This window comes from Lentzea sp. NBC_00516, from assembly GCF_036346835.1.
Lineage (GTDB): Bacteria > Actinomycetota > Actinomycetes > Mycobacteriales > Pseudonocardiaceae > Lentzea > Lentzea sokolovensis.
The window spans coordinates 3,078,328-3,096,482 of the sequence record NZ_CP107840.1; the positions used below are offsets into that span (position 1 = coordinate 3,078,328).

At 68.7% G+C, this 18,155-nt stretch carries 17 protein-coding genes; 12 read left to right on the plus strand and 5 right to left on the minus strand.

Going from position 1 to position 18,155, the window contains the following annotated elements; all coding sequences use genetic code 11:
- Window positions 1-5 precede the first annotated feature (5 nt).
- The 5 genes from OG205_RS13825 to menC are packed head-to-tail and all read left to right on the plus strand — an operon-like array spanning window position 6 to window position 7,225.
- Window positions 6-1,037: a dipeptidase gene (locus tag OG205_RS13825; RefSeq protein ID WP_330276632.1), complete on the plus strand. Its 1,032-nt coding sequence runs from the start codon at window positions 6-8 to the stop codon at window positions 1,035-1,037.
- Complete coding sequence (locus OG205_RS13830) at window positions 1,034-4,258, plus strand: serine hydrolase (protein ID WP_330276633.1); 3,225 nt, start codon at window positions 1,034-1,036, stop codon at window positions 4,256-4,258. The genes OG205_RS13825 and OG205_RS13830 overlap by 4 nt, the downstream gene beginning before the upstream one ends.
- Window positions 4,255-5,319, plus strand: a complete 1,065-nt coding sequence (locus tag OG205_RS13835) for a M20 family metallopeptidase (protein ID WP_330276634.1) — start codon at window positions 4,255-4,257, stop codon at window positions 5,317-5,319. The genes OG205_RS13830 and OG205_RS13835 overlap by 4 nt, the downstream gene beginning before the upstream one ends.
- Entirely contained in the window at window positions 5,316-6,125 is an 810-nt protein-coding gene (locus OG205_RS13840; protein ID WP_330276635.1) for a GNAT family N-acetyltransferase, read from the plus strand. The genes OG205_RS13835 and OG205_RS13840 overlap by 4 nt, the downstream gene beginning before the upstream one ends.
- Entirely contained in the window at window positions 6,122-7,225 is a 1,104-nt protein-coding gene (gene menC, locus OG205_RS13845) for an o-succinylbenzoate synthase (RefSeq protein WP_330276636.1), read from the plus strand. Before OG205_RS13840 ends, menC begins: the two co-directional genes overlap by 4 nt.
- Before the next feature lie 74 nt (window positions 7,226-7,299).
- Here the strand turns inward: menC and OG205_RS13850 are convergent, their stop codons facing one another.
- Window positions 7,300-7,884, minus strand: a complete 585-nt coding sequence (locus OG205_RS13850; RefSeq protein ID WP_330278162.1) for a TetR/AcrR family transcriptional regulator — start codon at window positions 7,882-7,884, stop codon at window positions 7,300-7,302.
- A 69-nt stretch (window positions 7,885-7,953) separates the two neighbouring features.
- Between OG205_RS13850 and OG205_RS13855 the strand changes: the two genes are divergently transcribed.
- Window positions 7,954-8,865 (plus strand): DMT family transporter, encoded by a 912-nt coding sequence (locus tag OG205_RS13855; RefSeq protein WP_330276637.1) that lies wholly within the window; start codon window positions 7,954-7,956, stop codon window positions 8,863-8,865.
- A 91-nt stretch (window positions 8,866-8,956) separates the two neighbouring features.
- Here the strand turns inward: OG205_RS13855 and OG205_RS13860 are convergent, their stop codons facing one another.
- The 4 genes from OG205_RS13860 to OG205_RS13875 form a co-directional block, all read right to left on the minus strand.
- Window positions 8,957-11,497 (minus strand): hypothetical protein, encoded by a 2,541-nt coding sequence (locus OG205_RS13860; RefSeq protein WP_330276638.1) that lies wholly within the window; start codon window positions 11,495-11,497, stop codon window positions 8,957-8,959.
- Between the two features lie 416 nt (window positions 11,498-11,913).
- Window positions 11,914-12,051: a hypothetical protein gene (locus tag OG205_RS13865; protein WP_330276639.1), complete on the minus strand. Its 138-nt coding sequence runs from the start codon at window positions 12,049-12,051 to the stop codon at window positions 11,914-11,916.
- Between the two features lie 376 nt (window positions 12,052-12,427).
- Window positions 12,428-13,141, minus strand: a complete 714-nt coding sequence (locus OG205_RS13870; protein ID WP_330276640.1) for a class I SAM-dependent methyltransferase — start codon at window positions 13,139-13,141, stop codon at window positions 12,428-12,430.
- A gap of 84 nt (window positions 13,142-13,225) precedes the next feature.
- Window positions 13,226-14,134, minus strand: coding sequence for a helix-turn-helix transcriptional regulator (locus OG205_RS13875; RefSeq protein ID WP_330276641.1), 909 nt, complete (start codon window positions 14,132-14,134; stop codon window positions 13,226-13,228).
- A 138-nt stretch (window positions 14,135-14,272) separates the two neighbouring features.
- Here OG205_RS13875 and OG205_RS13880 point away from each other — a divergent pair, with 138 nt between their 5' ends.
- From OG205_RS13880 to OG205_RS13905, 6 genes are all read left to right on the plus strand, one after another.
- Window positions 14,273-15,052, plus strand: a complete 780-nt coding sequence (locus OG205_RS13880) for an NAD(P)H-dependent oxidoreductase (RefSeq protein WP_330276642.1) — start codon at window positions 14,273-14,275, stop codon at window positions 15,050-15,052.
- A 364-nt stretch (window positions 15,053-15,416) separates the two neighbouring features.
- Window positions 15,417-16,250 (plus strand): hypothetical protein, encoded by an 834-nt coding sequence (locus OG205_RS13885; RefSeq protein WP_330276643.1) that lies wholly within the window; start codon window positions 15,417-15,419, stop codon window positions 16,248-16,250.
- A 12-nt stretch (window positions 16,251-16,262) separates the two neighbouring features.
- Window positions 16,263-16,586, plus strand: coding sequence for a WXG100 family type VII secretion target (locus tag OG205_RS13890; protein WP_330276644.1), 324 nt, complete (start codon window positions 16,263-16,265; stop codon window positions 16,584-16,586).
- Entirely contained in the window at window positions 16,583-17,083 is a 501-nt protein-coding gene (locus OG205_RS13895) for a WXG100-like domain-containing protein (RefSeq protein WP_330276645.1), read from the plus strand. Before OG205_RS13890 ends, OG205_RS13895 begins: the two co-directional genes overlap by 4 nt.
- Entirely contained in the window at window positions 17,076-17,576 is a 501-nt protein-coding gene (locus tag OG205_RS13900) for a hypothetical protein (protein ID WP_330276646.1), read from the plus strand. The genes OG205_RS13895 and OG205_RS13900 overlap by 8 nt, the downstream gene beginning before the upstream one ends.
- Complete coding sequence (locus OG205_RS13905) at window positions 17,573-18,019, plus strand: hypothetical protein (RefSeq protein ID WP_330276647.1); 447 nt, start codon at window positions 17,573-17,575, stop codon at window positions 18,017-18,019. Before OG205_RS13900 ends, OG205_RS13905 begins: the two co-directional genes overlap by 4 nt.
- The last annotated feature ends 136 nt before the right edge of the window (window positions 18,020-18,155 follow it).

Here is an 18,155-nt window from a genome sequence, read left to right on the forward strand (position 1 = left end):
GCTTCATGATCGACGATCTGCACGGGCGCAGCGTCGTCGCGGACACCCACAACGACCTCCTGGACGCGCTCGTCCACCGCCCGGTCGAGCGGTGGGTGCCGCACTTCCGCGAACGGTGGCTGCCGCAACTGCAGGCGGGCGGGGTGAACCTGCAGGTCCTGCCGGTGTTCATCGACGACGTGTTCCGGCCGGAAGGCGCGCTGCGGCAGACGTTGCGGATGATCGAGGTCGCCCACCGCGTCGCCGAGGCGAGCCAGGAGACCAGGCTCTGCGTCACCGGCACCGAGATCGACGACGCCCTCGCCGACAACCGCATCGCGCTCGTGCTCGCGCTGGAGAGCGCGCCGGGCGTCGGCGAGGACGTCGAACTGCTGGAGACGCTGTACCGGCTGGGCGTGCGGATCGCGTCCCTCGCGCACTTCGGCCGCACCGCGCTGGCCGACGGCAGCGGCGAGGACGCCACCGGCAGCAGGCTGACCAGGGCGGGCGTCGCCGCGCACGCCGAGATGGAACGTCTCGGCATGATCTTCGACGTCAGCCACCTGAGCGCGGCGGGCGTCGACCACGTGCTGGAGCTCTCGACCCGGCCGGTGATGGCGACGCACTCGTCGGCACGGGCGTTGCGCGACCACCACCGCAACCTCACCGATGAGCAACTGCGCGGCATCGCGGCCAACGGCGGCGTGGTGTGCGTCAACTTCTTCGCGCCGTTCCTGCACGAGTCCGACTTCACGATCGACCGCCTGGTCGACCACATCGAGCACATCGCGGGCGTCATGGGCGTCCGGCACGTCGGCCTCGGCCCGGACTTCGTCAAGGAGGTCCTGCAGGACGTCACGCCGCCGTGCTGCGAGGCCCAGTTCATCGAGGGCGTCCCGACCGACCGCTTCCTGCCGGGCCTGGAGGGACCGGCAGGACTGCCGCTGGTGACCGAGGCACTGCAGAAGAGGGGATGGCCCGAGGACGACATCGTCCGCGTCCTGGGTCAGAACGTGCTCGACCTGTTCCGTTCCGAACTGAGGGGATCCGCATCATGACCACCGTCGAGGACCTGTACGGCCACGCACTGCCGGAGCAGCCCGCGATCTCGCCCGACGGAACCGAGATCGTCTACGTCCTGCGCACCACCGACCGCGAGAACGACCGCGACGAACGCGCGCTCTGGCGGGTGTCGGACGGCAAGTCGAAGCAGCTCACCAGGGGGAAGTCCGACACGTCACCGGTGTGGTCACCGGACGGCAGGATCGCGTTCCTGCGCGCCCAGGACGGCCCGCCGCAGATCTGGCTGCTGGACGGCGAACCCGAACAGCTGACGACCCTCCCCCTCGGCGCCGGCGCACCGGTGTGGAGCGAGGACGGCACGAAGCTGGCGTTCTCCGCGCCCGTCGACATCGCGGACGCCTCCGCGCCGATCGTCACGAGCCGCCTGTTCCACAAGGCCGACGGGTCCGGCTACCTGCGCAGCATCCGCGCCCACCTGCACGTGCTCGACCTGGAGACCCGCGAGGTCCGCCAGCTGACCAGCGGCGACTGGCACGCCGGCGTGCCCTCGTGGTCCCCGGACGGCACGAAGCTCGCCTTCACGGCCTCGCTCGACGAGGACTCCGACCTGACGTTCCGGTCGGCGGTGCACGTGGTCGAGGTCGACGGCCAGACCGAACCGCGGGTCGTCGGACTGGCCGACGGGCAGGCCGGAACGGTCACGTGGACCGAGGCCGGGCTGCTCGTCATCGGACGCACCACCACGGACACCGGCCACCTCGACCTCCTGCACCTGCCGCTGGACGGCGAGGTGCACAACCTGTCCGCGTCCCTGGACCGCAACCTCATGCCCGGCATGTCGGGCTATCCCGGCGGCCTGCCGGTGCAGCACGGGAACACGGTGCTGTTCTGCGCCCGTGACCGCGGCTGCACCCAGCTCTACGCCGTCGATCTGGAAGGCGGTGACGCGCCGCGCCTGGTCCTGGGCGGGGATTCCCAGGTCGTGGCAGGGCTTTCCGTCGCCGGTGACGTCGCCGCCATCGTCCTGGGCACGCCGACCTCTTACGGCGAGATCGCCACCATCGACCTGACCACCGGTGAGACCACCGTCCACACCGGACACAACGAGATCACGCCGTTCGTCCGCGAGGAACGCGAGTTCACGATCTCGGACGGCACCGTCGTGCACGGCTGGCTGGTCCGCGACCCGGAGACCACGGGCCCGGCGCCGCTGCTGCTCGACATCCACGGCGGCCCGCACAACGCGTGGAACGGTGCGGCCGACCCGGTCCACCTCTACCACCAGGTGCTGGCACAGCAGGGCTGGGCGGTGCTGCTGCTCAACCCGCGCGGCAGCGACGGCTACGGCGAAGCCTTCTACCGAGCCGCACTCGGCGCGTGGGGCAAGTCCGACGCCAAGGACTTCCTGGAGCCGCTCGACCAGCTGGTGACCGAAGGACTCGCCGATCCGGCGAAGCTCGCCGTCACCGGCTACAGCTACGGCGGCTACATGACCTGCTTCCTGACCAGCCGTGACACCAGGTTCGCCGCGGCCGTGGCCGGCGGTGTGGTCAGCGACCTGACCAGCATGGGCGGCACGTCCGACGCGGGCCACTACGTGACCGAGCTCGAACTGGGCGGTCAGGGCGGGCACCTCGCGGAGCTCTCCCCGCTGACCCACGTCGGCGACGTCCGCACGCCCACCCTGATCTACCACGGCGCCGCCGACGACAGGTGCCCGGTGGGCCAGGCCGAGCAGTGGTTCACCGCGCTGCGCCAGAACGGCGTGCCGACCGAGCTGGTGCTGTACCCCGACGAGTCGCACCTGTTCATCCTGAACGGCAAGCCGTCGCACCGCGCGGACTTCAACCGCCGCGTGATCGACTGGGTGCGCGAGCACGCGGAGAACCGCAAGCCGCTCGACGCGAAGCACTGGCAGCGCAGGCTTTCCGCACTCTCCAAGAAGCACGACCTGCCAGGAGCGGCGCTCGGCATCCTGTACAAGGGCGAGACCGTCCAGGCGCACCACGGCGTGCTGAACCTGACGACCGGCGTCGAGGTCACCGACGACACGATCTTCCAGATCGGCTCGATGGGCAAGGTCTGGACGACGACGGTCGTCATGCAGCTCGTCGACGAGGGACTGCTCGACCTCGACGCCCCGATCGTCGACGTGCTGCCCGAGCTGAAGCTGTCCGACCCGGTGGTCGAGAAGAAGGTGACCATGCGGCACCTCCTCACGCACACCAGTGGCATCGACGGCGACAACTTCACCGACACCGGCCGCGGCGACAACTGCCTGGAGCTCTACACCGAACTGCTCGCCGACGCCGCCCAGAACCACCCGCTCGGCGCGACCTTCTCCTACAGCAACGCCGGTTTCGTCCTGGCCGGCCGGGTGATCGAGAAGCTCACCGGCAAGACGTGGGACGTGGCGATGCGCGAGCGGCTCTACGAGCCACTCGGACTCACGCGCGCGGGCACGTTGCCGGAGGAGGCGCTGCTGCACCGCGCCGCGGTCGGCCACGTCACCAAGGACGAGAAGCTCGAGACGGTGCCGGTGTGGATGCTGCCGCGCTCGCTCGGCCCGGCCGGAACGATCTTCGCGTGCGCGGAGGACGTGCTGAAGTTCGCGCGGATGCACCTCAACGGCGGCCTGGCCGAGGACGGCACGCGGGTGCTGTCCGAGGCGTCCGCGGCCGTGATGACCGAGAAGCAGACCGACGTGCCCGATCCCGAGGCGCTGGGCGACTCGTGGGGCGTCGGCTGGATCCGGTTCGGCTGGGACGGGCAACGGCTGATCGGCCACGACGGCAACACCATCGGACAGTCCGCGTTCCTGCGCATCCTGCCGGAGCACGACCTCGCGGTCACGTTGCTGACCAACGGCGACACGGCCCGTGAGGTGTATCTGGAGCTGTACAAGGAGATCTTCGCCGAACTGGCGGGCATCGACATGCCGATGCCGCGGCAGCCCGCGGCCGAACCGGCCACTGTGGACAACGCGCTGTACCTCGGCACGTACGAGCGGGCCTCGATGAGGCTCGACATCGTCGAGGGCGAGCACGGGCTGCAGCTGGACGTGACGCCCACCGGTCCGATGGCCGCCATGTTCCCCAAGCCGCCCGCGGTCGATCTCGTCCCGGCCGGCGACGGGCGTTTCCTCTACCTGTGGCCGGATTCCAAGAGCTGGTCCTCGCTGGTCTTCTACGCGCTGCCGACCGGGGAGCAGTACGTGCACATGGGTGTCCGCGCCACGCCGAAGGTCTCCCGATGAACCTGATCGACGACATCGAACGGCTCGTGTCCTGCGAGTCGCCGTCCACCGACCTGGCGGCGGTCGCCCGCAGTGCCGAGGTCACCGCCGCGGTGGGTGCCGCGCTGCTCGGCTCGCAGCCCGAACGGATCGTGCTCGAGGGCCGCACGCACCTGCGGTGGCGGCTGGGATCGGGACCGCGCAAGGTGTTGCTGCTCGGCCACCACGACACGGTGTGGCCGATCGGGACGCTGGAGCGGATTCCGTTCAGCGTGCAGGACGGTGTGCTGCGCGGGCCCGGCTGCTTCGACATGAAGACCGGCGTCGCGATGATCTTCCACGCCGTCGCGGCGCTCGGTTCTCCCGACGGCGTCACGGTTCTCATCACCGGCGACGAGGAGATCGGCTCGCCGACGTCACGCGGGCTGATCGAGACCGAGGCCGTCGGACACGCGACCGTCCTGGTCTGCGAGGGCTCCGCTGACGGCGGCGCGCTGAAGACCGAGCGCAAGGGCACGTCGATGTACGAGGTGACCTTGCACGGACGCGCCTCGCACGCCGGGCTCGAACCCGAACGCGGGGTGAACGCCACGATCGAGGCCGCGCACCAGATTCTGGCGGTCTCGCACCTGGCCGACCCCGCCGCCGGGACCACCGTCGTGCCGACCGTGCTCTCCTCCGGCACGACGACGAACACCGTTCCCGCGCAAGGGAAGTTCATGGTGGACGTGCGCGTGCGGAACCTGGAGGAACAGCGCCGGGTGGACGAGGACATGAAGGCGCTGCGGCCGGTGCTCGACGGCGCGAAGGTCGAGGTGGCCGGCGGCCCGAACCGCCCGCCGCTGGAGTTGTCCGCGTCCTCCGCGCTGTTCGAACTGGCCTCCGGGCTCCTCCCCGGGATCACGCAGGCCGCGGTCGGTGGCGCGTCGGACGGCAACTTCACCGCGGGCGTGGGCATTCCGACGCTCGACGGGCTCGGAGCCGTCGGCGGTGGCGCGCACGCCGAGAGCGAGCACGTGCTGGTGTCGGAGCTCGTTCCGCGCACCCAGCTGCTCGCGGCGCTGGTCAAGGAGCTGACATGACGATGGTGAAGCAGAACGTGGTGGTCCGTCAGCTCACGGACCACGCGGAACTCCTGGCCACACAACGGTTGTACGAGTCGATCTGGCGGCCGACCGGCGACGGCGGCACTCCCCCGGTCACCGCAGAGCTGCTGCGGGCGATGACGAAGGCGGGCAGCTACGTCGCGGGCGCGTTCGACGGCGACGCCCTCGTGGGTGCCTGCATCGGGTTCTGCTCGCCGCCCGCCGCCGGTGCGCTGCACAGCCACATCGCCGGGGTGGCGGCGGGCATGCGCGGGCGCAACGTCGGCTACGCGCTCAAGCTCGACCAACGGACGTGGGCGCTCGAACGAGGACTCACCGAGGTCAGCTGGACGTTCGACCCGCTGGTGCGCCGCAACGCCTACTTCAACCTGGGCAAGCTCGCCGCCGACGCGACCGAGTACCTGCCCGACTTCTACGGCCACATGCACGACGACATCAACGGCGGCGGCGAGACCGACCGGCTGCTGGTCAGCTGGCGCATCTCCTCCCCCGCGGCCGTGGCCGCGTGCGAGGGCAGGCCGCGGACCGTCAGCGCGACGGGGGTGGTCGGGCTCGGGATCTCCGAGGACGGCCGGCCGGTGCCGGGAGTGTGTTCCGGCGGCACGGTCCTGGTCGCGGTGCCGCCGGACGTCGAGTCGCTGCGGGCCACGAACCCCGCCGTGGCCGACGAGTGGCGCCACGCCGTGCGGGAGGTGCTCGGCGGGCTGCTCGCGAGCGGTGCGCACATAACCGGGTTCGACAGGTCCGGCTGGTACGTCGTCGAGAGGAGCACTGAGTCGTGAAGCTGACCGGGGTGGAGATCCGCTGGGTCGAGATGCCGCTGAAGTCGCCGTTCCGCACCTCGTTCGGCACGCAGACCGTGCGGCAGTTGCTGCTGCTGCGCGCGGTCACGGACGAGGGCGAGGGCTGGGGCGAGTGCGGTGCGCTGGTCGATCCGGTGTACTCACCGGAGTACGTGGAGGGCTGCGCGGACGTGCTGCGGCGGTTCTTCATCCCGGCGCTGACCGGGCCGATCGACGGCATCTCCGTCGCACCCCGGCTGGCGAGGTTCCACGGTCATCGGATGGCCAAGGCGGCGTTGGAGATGGCCGTTCTGGACGCCGAGCTGCGCGCTCGTGGGGTGTCGTTCGGCCGTGAGCTCGGCGCTGTCCGCGACCGTGTGCCGTGCGGGGTGTCGGTCGGGATCATGAACTCGATCCCCGAGCTGCTCGACGCGGTCGGCGGCTACCTCGACGAGGGCTACGAGCGGATCAAGCTGAAGATCGAGCCCGGCTGGGACGTCGAACCCGTGCGGGCCGTGCGCGAACGGTTCGGTGACGACATGTTGCTGCAGGTCGACGCGAACACCGCGTACACGCTGGGCGACGCCCGGCACCTCGCGAAGCTCGACCCGTTCGACCTGCTGCTGATCGAACAGCCGCTGGCCGAGGAGGAGCTGCTCGCCCACGCCGAGCTCGCGAAGGTGGTCAGGACACCGATCTGCCTGGACGAGTCGATCACCTCGGCGTCGTCGGCGGCCGACGCGATCAGGCTCGGCGCCTGCCAGATCGTCAACATCAAGCCCGGCAGGGTCGGCGGATACCTGGAGGCGCGGCGCATCCACGACGTCTGCGCGGCGAACAACGTCGCGGTGTGGGTCGGCGGGATGCTCGAGACCGGCATCGGCAGGGCCGCGAACGTGGCGCTGGCGGCCCTGCCCGGCTGCACGCTGCCGGGCGACACTTCGGCGTCCGGCCGCTACTACCAGCTGGACGTCACCGAGCCGTTCGTGCTGCAGGACGGCCACCTGCCCGTTCCGACCGGGCCGGGGCTGGGTGTGACGCCGTTGCCCGACGTGCTGGACGCGGTGACGGTGAAGACGGAGTGGATTCCTGTGGCATAAACGCCGCACTGACCTGCGGGAATGCAACTCCTGCAGGTCAGTGCGGGTTCGCAGGTCTGGGCTCACGCTGCCTTTCAGTCCGCGTCGGTGGCTGCGGCAAGGAGAACCTCTGCCTGGTCGCGTGCGAGACCGATGGGGTCGGGGAAGGTGTTCAGGCCGTTGGTGACGAGCGCTCCCTCGTGCAGCAGCATGAGCGTCCGGCCCAGCCCGTCCGCCTGGGCCGGGGCGATGTCCCCGGCCAGATCGGTGAACAGGGCGAGCATCCACTCCTTCTGACCGACGATGATCGGGTACGCGGGGTGGGAGGCGTCGCTGATCTCCGCGTGGGCGTTGACCATGCCGCACCCCTTGGGGCTGTGTTCCCGCGCCCAGGCGCGTGAGGCGTCGAAGACGGCCAGGACTCGTGCCGTCGGCTCCGGCCCCGCGGCCCGCATGCGCTCGGCCAGGAAGGCGCGCCAGCGCTCGTCGCGGTCCGCCAGGTACTCCACGACGATCTGTTCCTTGGAACCGAACCGGTCGTAGAGGGTCTTCTTCGTCACCCCGGCCTCGGCGGCGATCAGGTCGACTCCGACGGCGTGGATCCCGCGCTGGTAGAAGAGCCGTCCCGCGGCCTCCAGCGCACGCCTTGAGGCCGGTGTCATCGTGATCCGTCGCAGCATCTCCACGCCATGAAGTATACCGATCTGTATAGTCGGGAGGTATACCGATCTGTATAGGAGGTGTAACGGGTGAACTTCCTGCTCTCGGCCGCCTTCGTGCTCTGCTGGAGTTCCGGATTCATCGGAGCCAAGCTCGGTGCGGGAAGCGCGTCCGCCGTCACGATCCTGATGTGGCGGTTCCTGCCGCTCGCCGTCGTCCTGATCGTCGTTGCCGCAGCCAGGAGGTCGTGGCGGGATGTGGCGGCGCGAGACGTGGGCAGGCAGGCGCTGATCGGAGTCCTGTCGCAGAGCGGATATCTGCTGACCGTCTACCACGCGATCCAGTTGGGGGTCTCCAGCGGCACCACGGCCCTGATCGACGGGGTTCAGCCCCTCGTCGCCGGCGCGCTGGCCGGACCGCTCCTGCACCAGTACGTCTCGCGCCGACAGTGGCTCGGCCTGTGCCTGGGCGTGGGTGGCGTCGGCATAGTCACGGCAGCCGACGCCGCGGCGAGCACCGGAGTGGCCTGGTGGGCCTACCTCATCCCGTTCGTCGGCATGCTGTCGCTGGTCGCGGCCACGTTCCTCGAAAGCCGGTCCCGCACGCAGGTGGCGCCCGCGGTGGCGATGACCACGCACTGCCTCACCAGCGCCGTCGTCTTCACCGCACTCGCCGTGGGCACCGGTGCCGCGACGCCGCCGGCCGAACTCGCCTTCTGGGGCACGATCACCTGGCTCGTGGTCTTCTCCACCTTCGGCGGGTACGGGCTGTACTGGATCATCTTGCGGCGCTCCGGAGTCACCGAGGTGAACACGCTGATGTTCCTCATGGCGCCTGTCACGGCTTTGTGGGGCGCCCTGATGTTCGGCGAGCCCTTCGGCGTTCAGACGGCTCTCGGTCTTGCCGCCGGTCTCGCGGCGGTCGTCATCGTCCAGCGCGGCGACAGGTCATCGGCCACCGCGCACGCGTCGGCCACTCGCTCCGGGACCATGACACGTTGATCTCACTCACTCGGAGCCCGGCTACGTATTCGTTTGACGCGTGTTCGTGAGTGCGCCCGCGATCGCTGCGGCGGTGACGGGCGTTGGTTTGTCAGGTCTTGCGGACAGCGCTGGTGAAGCCGGCGATGAAGAGGGTGGCGAAGGCCCAGGCCAGGAGTCGCAGTGCCCAGCTGGTGGAGGTGAGGATCTGACCAGTTGTGGTGTTGGTGGCCTCGCAGCGTGCGCGGGCGCCCGTGGTGATCAGAGGAATACCCAGGTCGAGGCCGACTCCGATGCGTTCCACTACGGTGCACTCGAGTGCCGTGGATGGGGGCGGCGTTCGCAGCTGCGTGAGGCCGCCGTGGCCGCCAAGGACGACTGCGAGAACCACAGCGGCGACCACGACGACGAGCAGGCCGATGAGAGCCCGCCAGGGTTGGTAGCCATAGCCCAGTGTGAGACCGGTGAAACGGACCCAGGTGCGCTCTGCGCGACCGGTGAGCGCTCGGCGGCCGATCTGATCCTGGCGTTGTGCCATCAGGACGCGTCGCGCGTGGCTGTCGTGTCCGGCGGCCCGGTGCGCGGCGGCTAACTGCTGATAGGGCTGAGCCGCATAGGACGGGGTGCCCTCACGCAGCAGTTCCAGCCAGGAATCAGCAGAGATGCCCTCGGGTAACCCGCTGTAGACGAGTCCATCCACGGCGAGCCGTGCCCGCGAGTCGGTGGTGTGCTCCAGGCGTTCTGGATCAAACACCAGAGTGCTTCCAACCCGAAGACCAGTGAGGTTGACAGCGACGCTGTCGCCACCGCCGATTGCCGCGAACCCGTCACTGAGATAGACGCTTTGGTCGACCTGCAGGCCGTAGGCGTGGAGGGCGGGGCCGGAGTCGTTGCGCAATGTCGCGCCATCGCAATCCAGGACGCTGCCGATGTGCGCGCCAAGCAGACAGACCGCCCCGAAACTCCCGGTACCGGTGGCGGTGAACCCCCCGCGCAGAAACATCCCCCGGTCGATCTGCAGGCCATCGGCGTGGAGGGCGGGACCGGAGTCGTTGCACAATGTCGCGCCAGTGCAGTCCAGTTCACCGATGTGCGCGCCGAGCAGACAGACCGCCCCGATGTCCCCGGTACCGGTAGCGGTGAAACCCCCGCGCAGAAACATCCTCTGGTCGACCTGCAGGCCGTCTGCGTGGAGGGCGGGGCCGGAGTCGTTGCGCAGTGTCGCACCAACGCAATTCAGCTGGCCGATGTGCGCGCCGATCAGGCGGACCGCCCCGATGTCCCCGGTACCGGTGGCGGTGAAACCCCCGCGCAGAAACATGCTCTGGTCGACCTGCAGGCGGTCGGCGTCGAGGGCGGGCCCGGAGTCGTTGCACAATGTCGCGCCATCGCAATCCAGGACGCTGCCGATGTGGGCGCCGATCAGGCGGACCGCCCCGATGTCCCCGGTGCCGGTGGCGGTGAACCCGCCGCACAGAAACATGCTCTGGTCGACCAGCAGGCCGTCGGCGTGGAGGGCGGGCCCGGAGTCGTTGCGCAATGTCGCGCCAATGCAGTCCAGTTCACCGATGTGCGCGCCAAGCAGTTGGATCGCCCCGGCCTCGCCCGCGCCGGTGGCGTTGAACCCGCCGCGCAGGAACATGCTCTGGTCGACCTGCAGGCGGTCGGCGGTGAGGGCGGGGCCGGAGTCGTTGCGCAGTGTCGCGCCATCGCATTCCAGCTGGCCGATGCGCGCGCCGAGCAGGCGGACCGCCCCAGTGTCCCCCGTGCCGGTGGCGGTGAACCCGCCGCGCAGAAACATCCCCCGGTCGACCTGCAGGCCGTCGGCGATGAGGGCGGGGCCGGAGTCGTTGCGCAATGTCGCGCCATCGCATTCCAGCTGGCCGATGCGCGCGCCGAGCAGGCGGACCGCCCCGATGTCCCCGGTACCGGTGGCGGTGAACCCGCCGCGCAGAAACATCCCCCGGTCGACCTGCAGGCCGTAGGCGTGGAGGGCGGGGCCGGAGTCGTTGCGCAGCGTCGCGCCATCGCAATCCAGTTCACCGATGTGCGCGCCAAGCAGGCGGACCGCCCCGATGTCCCCGGTACCGATGGCGGTGAACCCGCCACACAGAAACATGCTCTGGTCGACCTGCAGGCCGTCGGCGTGGAGGGCGGGACCGGAGTCGTTGCGCAATGTCGCGCCATCGCATGCCAGCTGGCCGATGCGCGCACCAACCAGAGTTATGGCGCCTTGATTGCTGTGCCCAGTGATGGTCGACGTGTTGGTGAAAAGCACGGTGGCGATGAGTCGATGGGCGTCCAGAGGAGGCTCACTGGGGTGCTCGAGTCGGCACGCGGACAAGACCAGTACGGGGATGCGGGCGTCGCGGGCGTTGAGCCCTTCCTCGAGCAGGCAGTTGTCCAGCTCGATCGCGACTGTGCTTGTGATGTTCTCCAGGTCCACGCGGCCAGCGATACGTACCCCGCGGAGGCGCAGTCCGTGCGGGTCGGGATCAGCAGCCAAACGTCCTCGCACGATGTCGCGCACCACCCACGACCGGATAGTGCGGGACTCACCCCATGCGCGCATGGTGGTCTCATCAACAGGCTGGTCGCGAGCCAGGTCGAGGATCTCTCCGCGTTCGACGTGCTCAATCAGGGCACGCTCCACAGGCCTCAGCGCACCCCGCCTGTCACTTGCCGTGGTCACGTTCATGGGTCGCAGAAAGTGGCGATCACGTTACTGCGGCGTGCTCGGCCGAACCGCCACCACCACCCCGGCACCTGCGCGCACTGCGGCACGGTTCGGGTCTTGGTCGGCCGCGACGAGAACGGCGCCGGGCTCTGCCAACGCTGCCAAGTCCACGACCGGACACATGACCTGCTCGCGGACGGCCACGGCGACATTCCCGCGCCGTTGACCTCGTTCGCCCAGGCCCTGCACGAAGCCGACTCGCCTGAAGGGTTCTGCAGTGGCTCTACCCCGGTCAACCCGCCACCACGCTCCTGCGGCTGATCGCCACCGCAGATGAGCCGATCAGCCATGAACTCCTCGACACCTGCCCGCAAACCCTGGCCCTGCACCGATTACGGCAGCAGCCCCTGATCCACACCGGCGTCCTGGTCGACCGCGCCGACTACCTTGAGCGCCTCGTGCCCTGGCTGGACAACCTTCTGCACGACCACCCGCCCGAGCGGAGGCACCTGGTGCGCACCTACGTGCACTGGACGCTGCTTCGCCGCGCCCGCCAACGCGCCCGAACCCGCCCGTTCACCGCCGGCGCGGGCAACTGGCCACGCACCCGTATCCGCGCCACTCTCAACTTTCTGGCCTATGCTGCGCGTGAATTCCTTTACTGGGCGGGAAAACACGATCTCGCGGGACAAGTCGACATCCCGAAGAAGCCCCATGGCGTGAGTCTGCAACCGATCACCGAGGACGAGCGTTGGACGCAGCTGCGCCGCTGCCTCCACGAAGAGACCCTGCCCACCGAGGTCCGTGCCGCGGGGTCACTGGTTCTGCTGTTCGGGCTTCCTGTCAGTCGCGTGGCCGCGCTTCAGCACGACGACATCCACACCAGCCTCGACGGCGTCGCCGAACCTAGCGTGTGGAATCGGCGTCAGGTCCGGATGGAACGTCATAAACCAGGGTGTAGCGCCAAAACAGGCGGCGCTGGATCCGGGCGCCCGGCAACTCCTGCGCGGCCGCGGCCCGGATGTCGTCCAGAGTCTCCTTCGCAGCGGCGGTGGGCGCCGTCATGTGCGGCGGCAGCTTCTCAGCGCGGGTCGGGTGCTTGATCATTCCCATGACCGGGTTGGCGAGGATGGCAGGCAGGTCGGCGAGCAGTTTGACGGTCCTGTCGTCGCGGTAACAGCCGACGATGACCAGCCGGCCGCCTGGGGCGAGACAATCTCGCAGTTCCCGCAAGCTGGATACCAGCGGGAGGTGGTGCAGGACGGCGACAAGGGTGATGGCGTCCCAGCACCGCTTCGGGTCGCGCCCGGCGAAGTCGGCACGAATGATGGAGACGGCGGGGTCGTCCGCGAAGCGTTCAGCCGCCACGTTCGCGGTCGCGGCGTCGGGTTCGAGCCCAGTAACGGTGGTAGCGCGGCTGCGGAGTCGGGCGATGAGGTTGCCCGTCCCGCACCCGACATCAAGAACGTGGCCGGCCCTGGCAGCAGCCACCTGTCGGGCGGCCCAGGGACCGTAGTAGTCGTTGTGACTCCACGGATGTTTCCGGTTGAAGCGGTCGAGTTGGGATAGCAGCACCGTCCCATTCTCCCGGCCGGCGAAGGCGCCCCGGCTGCGCCCCACCAACCCGAACCGCGCGGCTTGCCCACGAGTACTCGGGAAGCCTGGGCGGTGAGGGCGCTGAGTTGACTGACGGGCTCGGCGAGTTCATGACCGATCTTCAGTCGGGTCCACAGGTGTCGCAGAGCGATCGACAGGTCCGAGGCCGTGTGAAATCTTCCCATCGTCCATTGTGGAGTGAGCGTCACCGCTGTGCGTGCCCAGGCTCGCGAGCAGGTGCAGCCCGTCCTCGGCGGGGCTGCCGGGGGCCGCGGACAGCACCAGCAGCTCCACACCTGACTCGTCCGGTAGCGCGAAGTTCTCCTGGTGCAGTTCCAGCAGTCCGACCAACGGGTGCCGATACGCCTTGCGTCCATGTGCTCTGGCGCGCACGTCCGCGCGGGCCCAGAGGCGCCGGAAGCGCTCGCTGCCCATCGCCAGCTCGCCGATGAGCGAGGCCAGGCGGGGGTCCTCTGGATACTTGCCGGCGGCCAGGCGCAGGTGTCCGACCACGTCGAGGGTGCAGTTCTCCCAGTCCGAGTAAAGGCCGCGCTCGGCCTCCTCGAGGAAGATGTGCCTGGCGGTGTTCAGGCCAGGTATCGGCCGGCCGTAGAGGAGTCCGGCGAGGCGGTTCCCGGCGAGCACGTCCAAGCGGTGATCCATGATCAGCGCGGGTGCGTCGGTGACCAGGTCGAGGACGCGCAGCAGCTCCGGCCGGACCCGCCCGCCCGGCGCCTTCGCTCGGCGGCGCCGCTGCCGGGCGAGCCGATGGAGGTGCCCGCGTTCGGTCTCGTCGAGGCCGAGGACACGGGCGAGCGCGTCGAGGACCTGTTCGGAGGGCTGGGTCGCGCGGCCCTGCTCCAAGCGCACGTAGTAGTCGACGCTGACTCCGGACAGATGTGCGACCTCTTCGCGGCGCAGCCCTTCGACGCGGCGGTGCCTGTCGGTGGGAATGCCGACGGCCGCCGGGTCGACCCGCGAACGCCGGGTCCGCAGGAAGCCCGCAAGATCGTCCATATCCCCAGTATGGCCTCGGTGGTGCCCGTGAAGGTGGTCCTGCCGGTACCAGGAAGTCCCGTCCGATGGAAGAAGCGCCCCTGAACGCCAGGCGCCGCGGCGCCCAGGATCGAAGGCACCCGATCCGAAGGAGTTCCCATGAAGACGCTGATCGTCTACGCCCACCCGGAGCCGAAGTCGCTCAACGGCTCGCTCAAGGATCTCGCGGTGTCCACATTGGAGACCGCCGGGCACGAGGTACGGGTGAGCGATCTGCACGCGATGAACTGGAAGGCGGTCGTGGACGCCGCGGACTACGGCCCCGATGCCTCAAGCCCGCTGAAGGTTGCTCTGGACTCCGGCCGGGCGTTCGACGCAGGATCACTCACCCCGGACGTCCTCGCCGAGCAGCAGAAGCTGCTGTGGGCCGACACGATCATCTTCCAGTTCCCGCTGTGGTGGTACACGATGCCCGCGATCCTGAAAGGCTGGGTCGACCGGGTGTTCACCTACCACTTCGCGTACGGCGTCGGCGAGCACAGCGACACCAAGTACGGCGAGCGCTTCGGCGAGGGCACCCTCGCGGGCAGGAAGGCTCTGCTGTCGGTGACCGCCGGTGGTCCGGAGTCGCATTACGCCGCTCGCGGGATCAACGGCCCCATCGACGATCTGCTGTTCCCGATCCAGCACGGCATCCTCTACTACCCCGGCATCGAGGCACTGCCGCCGTTCGTGCTGTACGGCGTCGACCGGATGACCAGCGAGGACTTCGCGGACGTCGCCAAAGCCTGGGAGCAGCGCCTGCTCACCCTGGAGTCGACCGAGCCGATCGCATTCCGGCGGCAGAACTTCGGTGACTACGAGATCCCCTCGCTGCACCTGAAGGAGGGACTGGAGCCCGCGGGCCGCAAGGGTTTCGGGCTACACGTGCGCGGCTGACCGCCGGCCACGCAACGAGGAACGACGAGCTGGAAGAACAGGTTCGCTGCCAATGCCCGCATTGTCCATCTGCCGCCGTTTCTCGTGAACGAGCTGCTCGCTCAGACGTCGTCCATCGCCGCGATCCGCCTGGGCGAGGCATTCGTTCGCCCGCGGCCGAGCGCACAACTCGCGCGGCCGCACAGCGTCGGCATTTCCGTCATCTTGGGCACTTCTACATCTCGACGCCCACCCCTCGTTCGGATTAATCAACTACGGATATATCGACTCTCCGTATCAATTGGTCCGTTCGACGGACAGGATTAAGCCTTTCGAGTCATGCCTTGTGATCATGTTGCTACTCTCCGAAACAGGGAGGTATTTCATGACAGAGGGCGACAAGGCGGACGGAAGCCCAAATTACGAGGCCCAGCTCGCTGAGCAGCACCATCGGCTGGCGTTGGCGAGAGCGGGGTACACGCCGCCGGCACCAGAGCCGTACGAGCTCGAGGACTCGGTCGCCACGGCACCGGGCGTGAGTGTCGTGGTGCGGGACCGCCGGATCATCTGGCTCGACATCCATCCGGACCTGCTCACGCAGCCGCCCGGTGCCGTGTCGAAGCCGATGAGAGAGGCCATCAACGCCGCCCTGGAGCAGTCGTTGATCGACACGCCCGGCGCCGGTGATCCAGGCCCCGACCTCGCCGCGCTGGGTCAGCAGCTTGCGGACTTCACCCGGCAGGGTGGCGAGACGTTGCGCCGGATCCAGAGCCTGCTCGACGCGTCGATGGCGAAGACCGGTATCAGCGGTGACAGCACGCCCCAGTACGTCGACCACGTGTTCCAGGACGCGATGGACGTGGTGGCCTCCACACAGGCGGCGCTGTCGGCGGATCCGGCGCCGATGGTCGTCGGTGAGGGCAGTGACGACGCCAACGAGATCAACGCCGCCGTCACCAGCGGCCAGGTCGATGCCCTGTCGCTGACGGTCGTCGCGTTGCAGTACCCGCCCGCGCAGTTGACACAGGCGGTGATCCAGGCGGTCAACACCGCGATCGACGAGTGGGAACGCCGGTCCGCCGCGGTGGACAGGCCCGCGCTGGACGTCGCCGCGTTGCAGGCAGTCAGTGAACAAGCAGAAAAGGTCCGCGAGCAGAGCATGCAGCACCTGCGTGCCTACACGACGAGCCTCACCTCGATCATGCGCACCGTCGACTAGGGAGTGACAACGATGTCCGGGATGGAAGTGTCCGCCGAGATGATCGGCGGATCCGCGAAGGAGATCCTGGGGACCGGCGATTCCCTGACAGGTGAGGTCGCCGCGTTCCGCAGCCAGGTCGAAGCGCTGACCGGCGCGTTCGGCGGCGACGAGCTCGGCTCAGCGCTGGGCACGATCTACCAGATCGTCTCCGAGGCCGCGTTCGAGTCGTTCGAGGACAACGCCGACGGTCTCACGGAGATCGGCCACAACCTGCAGGGCATGGCCGACGACTACTCGGCCGTCGAGACCGCCAACCAGGGCACGTTCCAGCAGATGTTGGGAGAGCAGGCATGACCACCGGCATGATGCTGCCCCCGGAGCTGTCCGGGCTGCTCAACACCCTGGGCTTCAACTGGCCGGAGAGCGACGAGGGCAAGCTCTTCGACCTCGGCGGTCTCTGGTCCGGCTTCGCCGACCGGCTCGGTCCCGCCGCGGCCACCGCCGATGGTCACGCCCAGCAGGTGCTGAGCGGGAACAGCGGCGCGGCCATCGACGGCTTCAAGGCGTTCTGGACCGACGGCGAGTCACCGAAGACGAACCTCGAGGACGGTGCCACCGCCTCGTCGCTGATCGGTGCCGGCCTCTACGTCTGCGCGGGCGTCGTGGTCGCGCTCAAGATCGCCGTCGTCGTGCAGCTGGTCATGCTCGCAGTCCAGATCGCCCAGGCCATCGCCACCGCGGTGCCGACGTTCGGTCTCTCGTTGCTGGAGATCCCCATCTTCAAGGAGATCACCTCGATCCTGCTCGACCAGGCGATCGATCTCGCCATCAGCCAGGTGCTCAGTGCCTAAGGTCAAGAAGCCCAAGGCGAACAAGACCATCACCAACGCCGGGGTCTTCAACCCCATCGGCACGAAGCTGCGCCCGGCGAAGCGCCCGGCCGGCAACAACGTCCAGCCGCTCGACGTCGACTCGTACGCCAACCTCAAGAAGCGGGAGAAGGTCGGCGACAACCTGGAGCACGACCACATCCCGTCGTCGGCCGCGCTCAAACGCGCCGAGGAGAAGCGGCTCGGCCGCAAGCTGACGAAGCAAGAGGCCGACGCCCTGCACAACAAGGCGAACGCGATCGAGGTCCCGAAAGACGTCCACGCCAAGAGCGACACCTTCCGCGGCAAGAACACGAAGAAGCAGATCGAGGACGACGCGGCGGACCTCAGCAAGGCCGCGAACAGGGACTACGCTACGACCCGCAAGAACCTCCTCGCTCACGGCTACTCGGCCAAGGACGTCGACGCGGCCTTGGACAAGATCAAAGCCGAGAACCGAAAGAAGGGCATATGACCACGGTCTCCGGTGAGATCACCGTGCTGCTGGACGTGCTGGGCCACCGCCAGGGCGACAGCCGCATCCTCGACGCGATCGTCCTGGTCGGCCCCCAGATGGAGGTCAGCGAGTACGACTTCGACGGCGAGAAGTCCACGTACTTCGTCTTCAAGGAGGCCGGTACGGAACTGCTCTTCGAAGACGACGTCCTGGCCTCGGTGATGGTGCGGACCCAGCCGGATTCCGAGGACGAGACCTACGGCGAGTACCCGCGTCCCGGTGAGCTGGTGCAGGGGCTCTCCGCCACCGCCACCCGCGACGAGGTCACGGCGTTCCTGGGCAGCCCGGAACGCAGCGGTCCGAGCTTCGACCGGTACGAGGTCAACAACCGCTACCTGCACTTCGAGTTCGGCGCGAACGGCCGGGTCGCCCGGATCTCCGCACTGCTCGAACCGGTCTAGACAGCACTTCCCGGTGCACGAAGACGGGCCCGTCACCGCGTGGGTGGCGGGCCCGTGTCACGTTGCGAGATCAGCGGCTTCCGGCGTGGCAGTTCCAGGGAGATGCGGGCCGGCGGCGGTCAAGATGCGGTCCAGG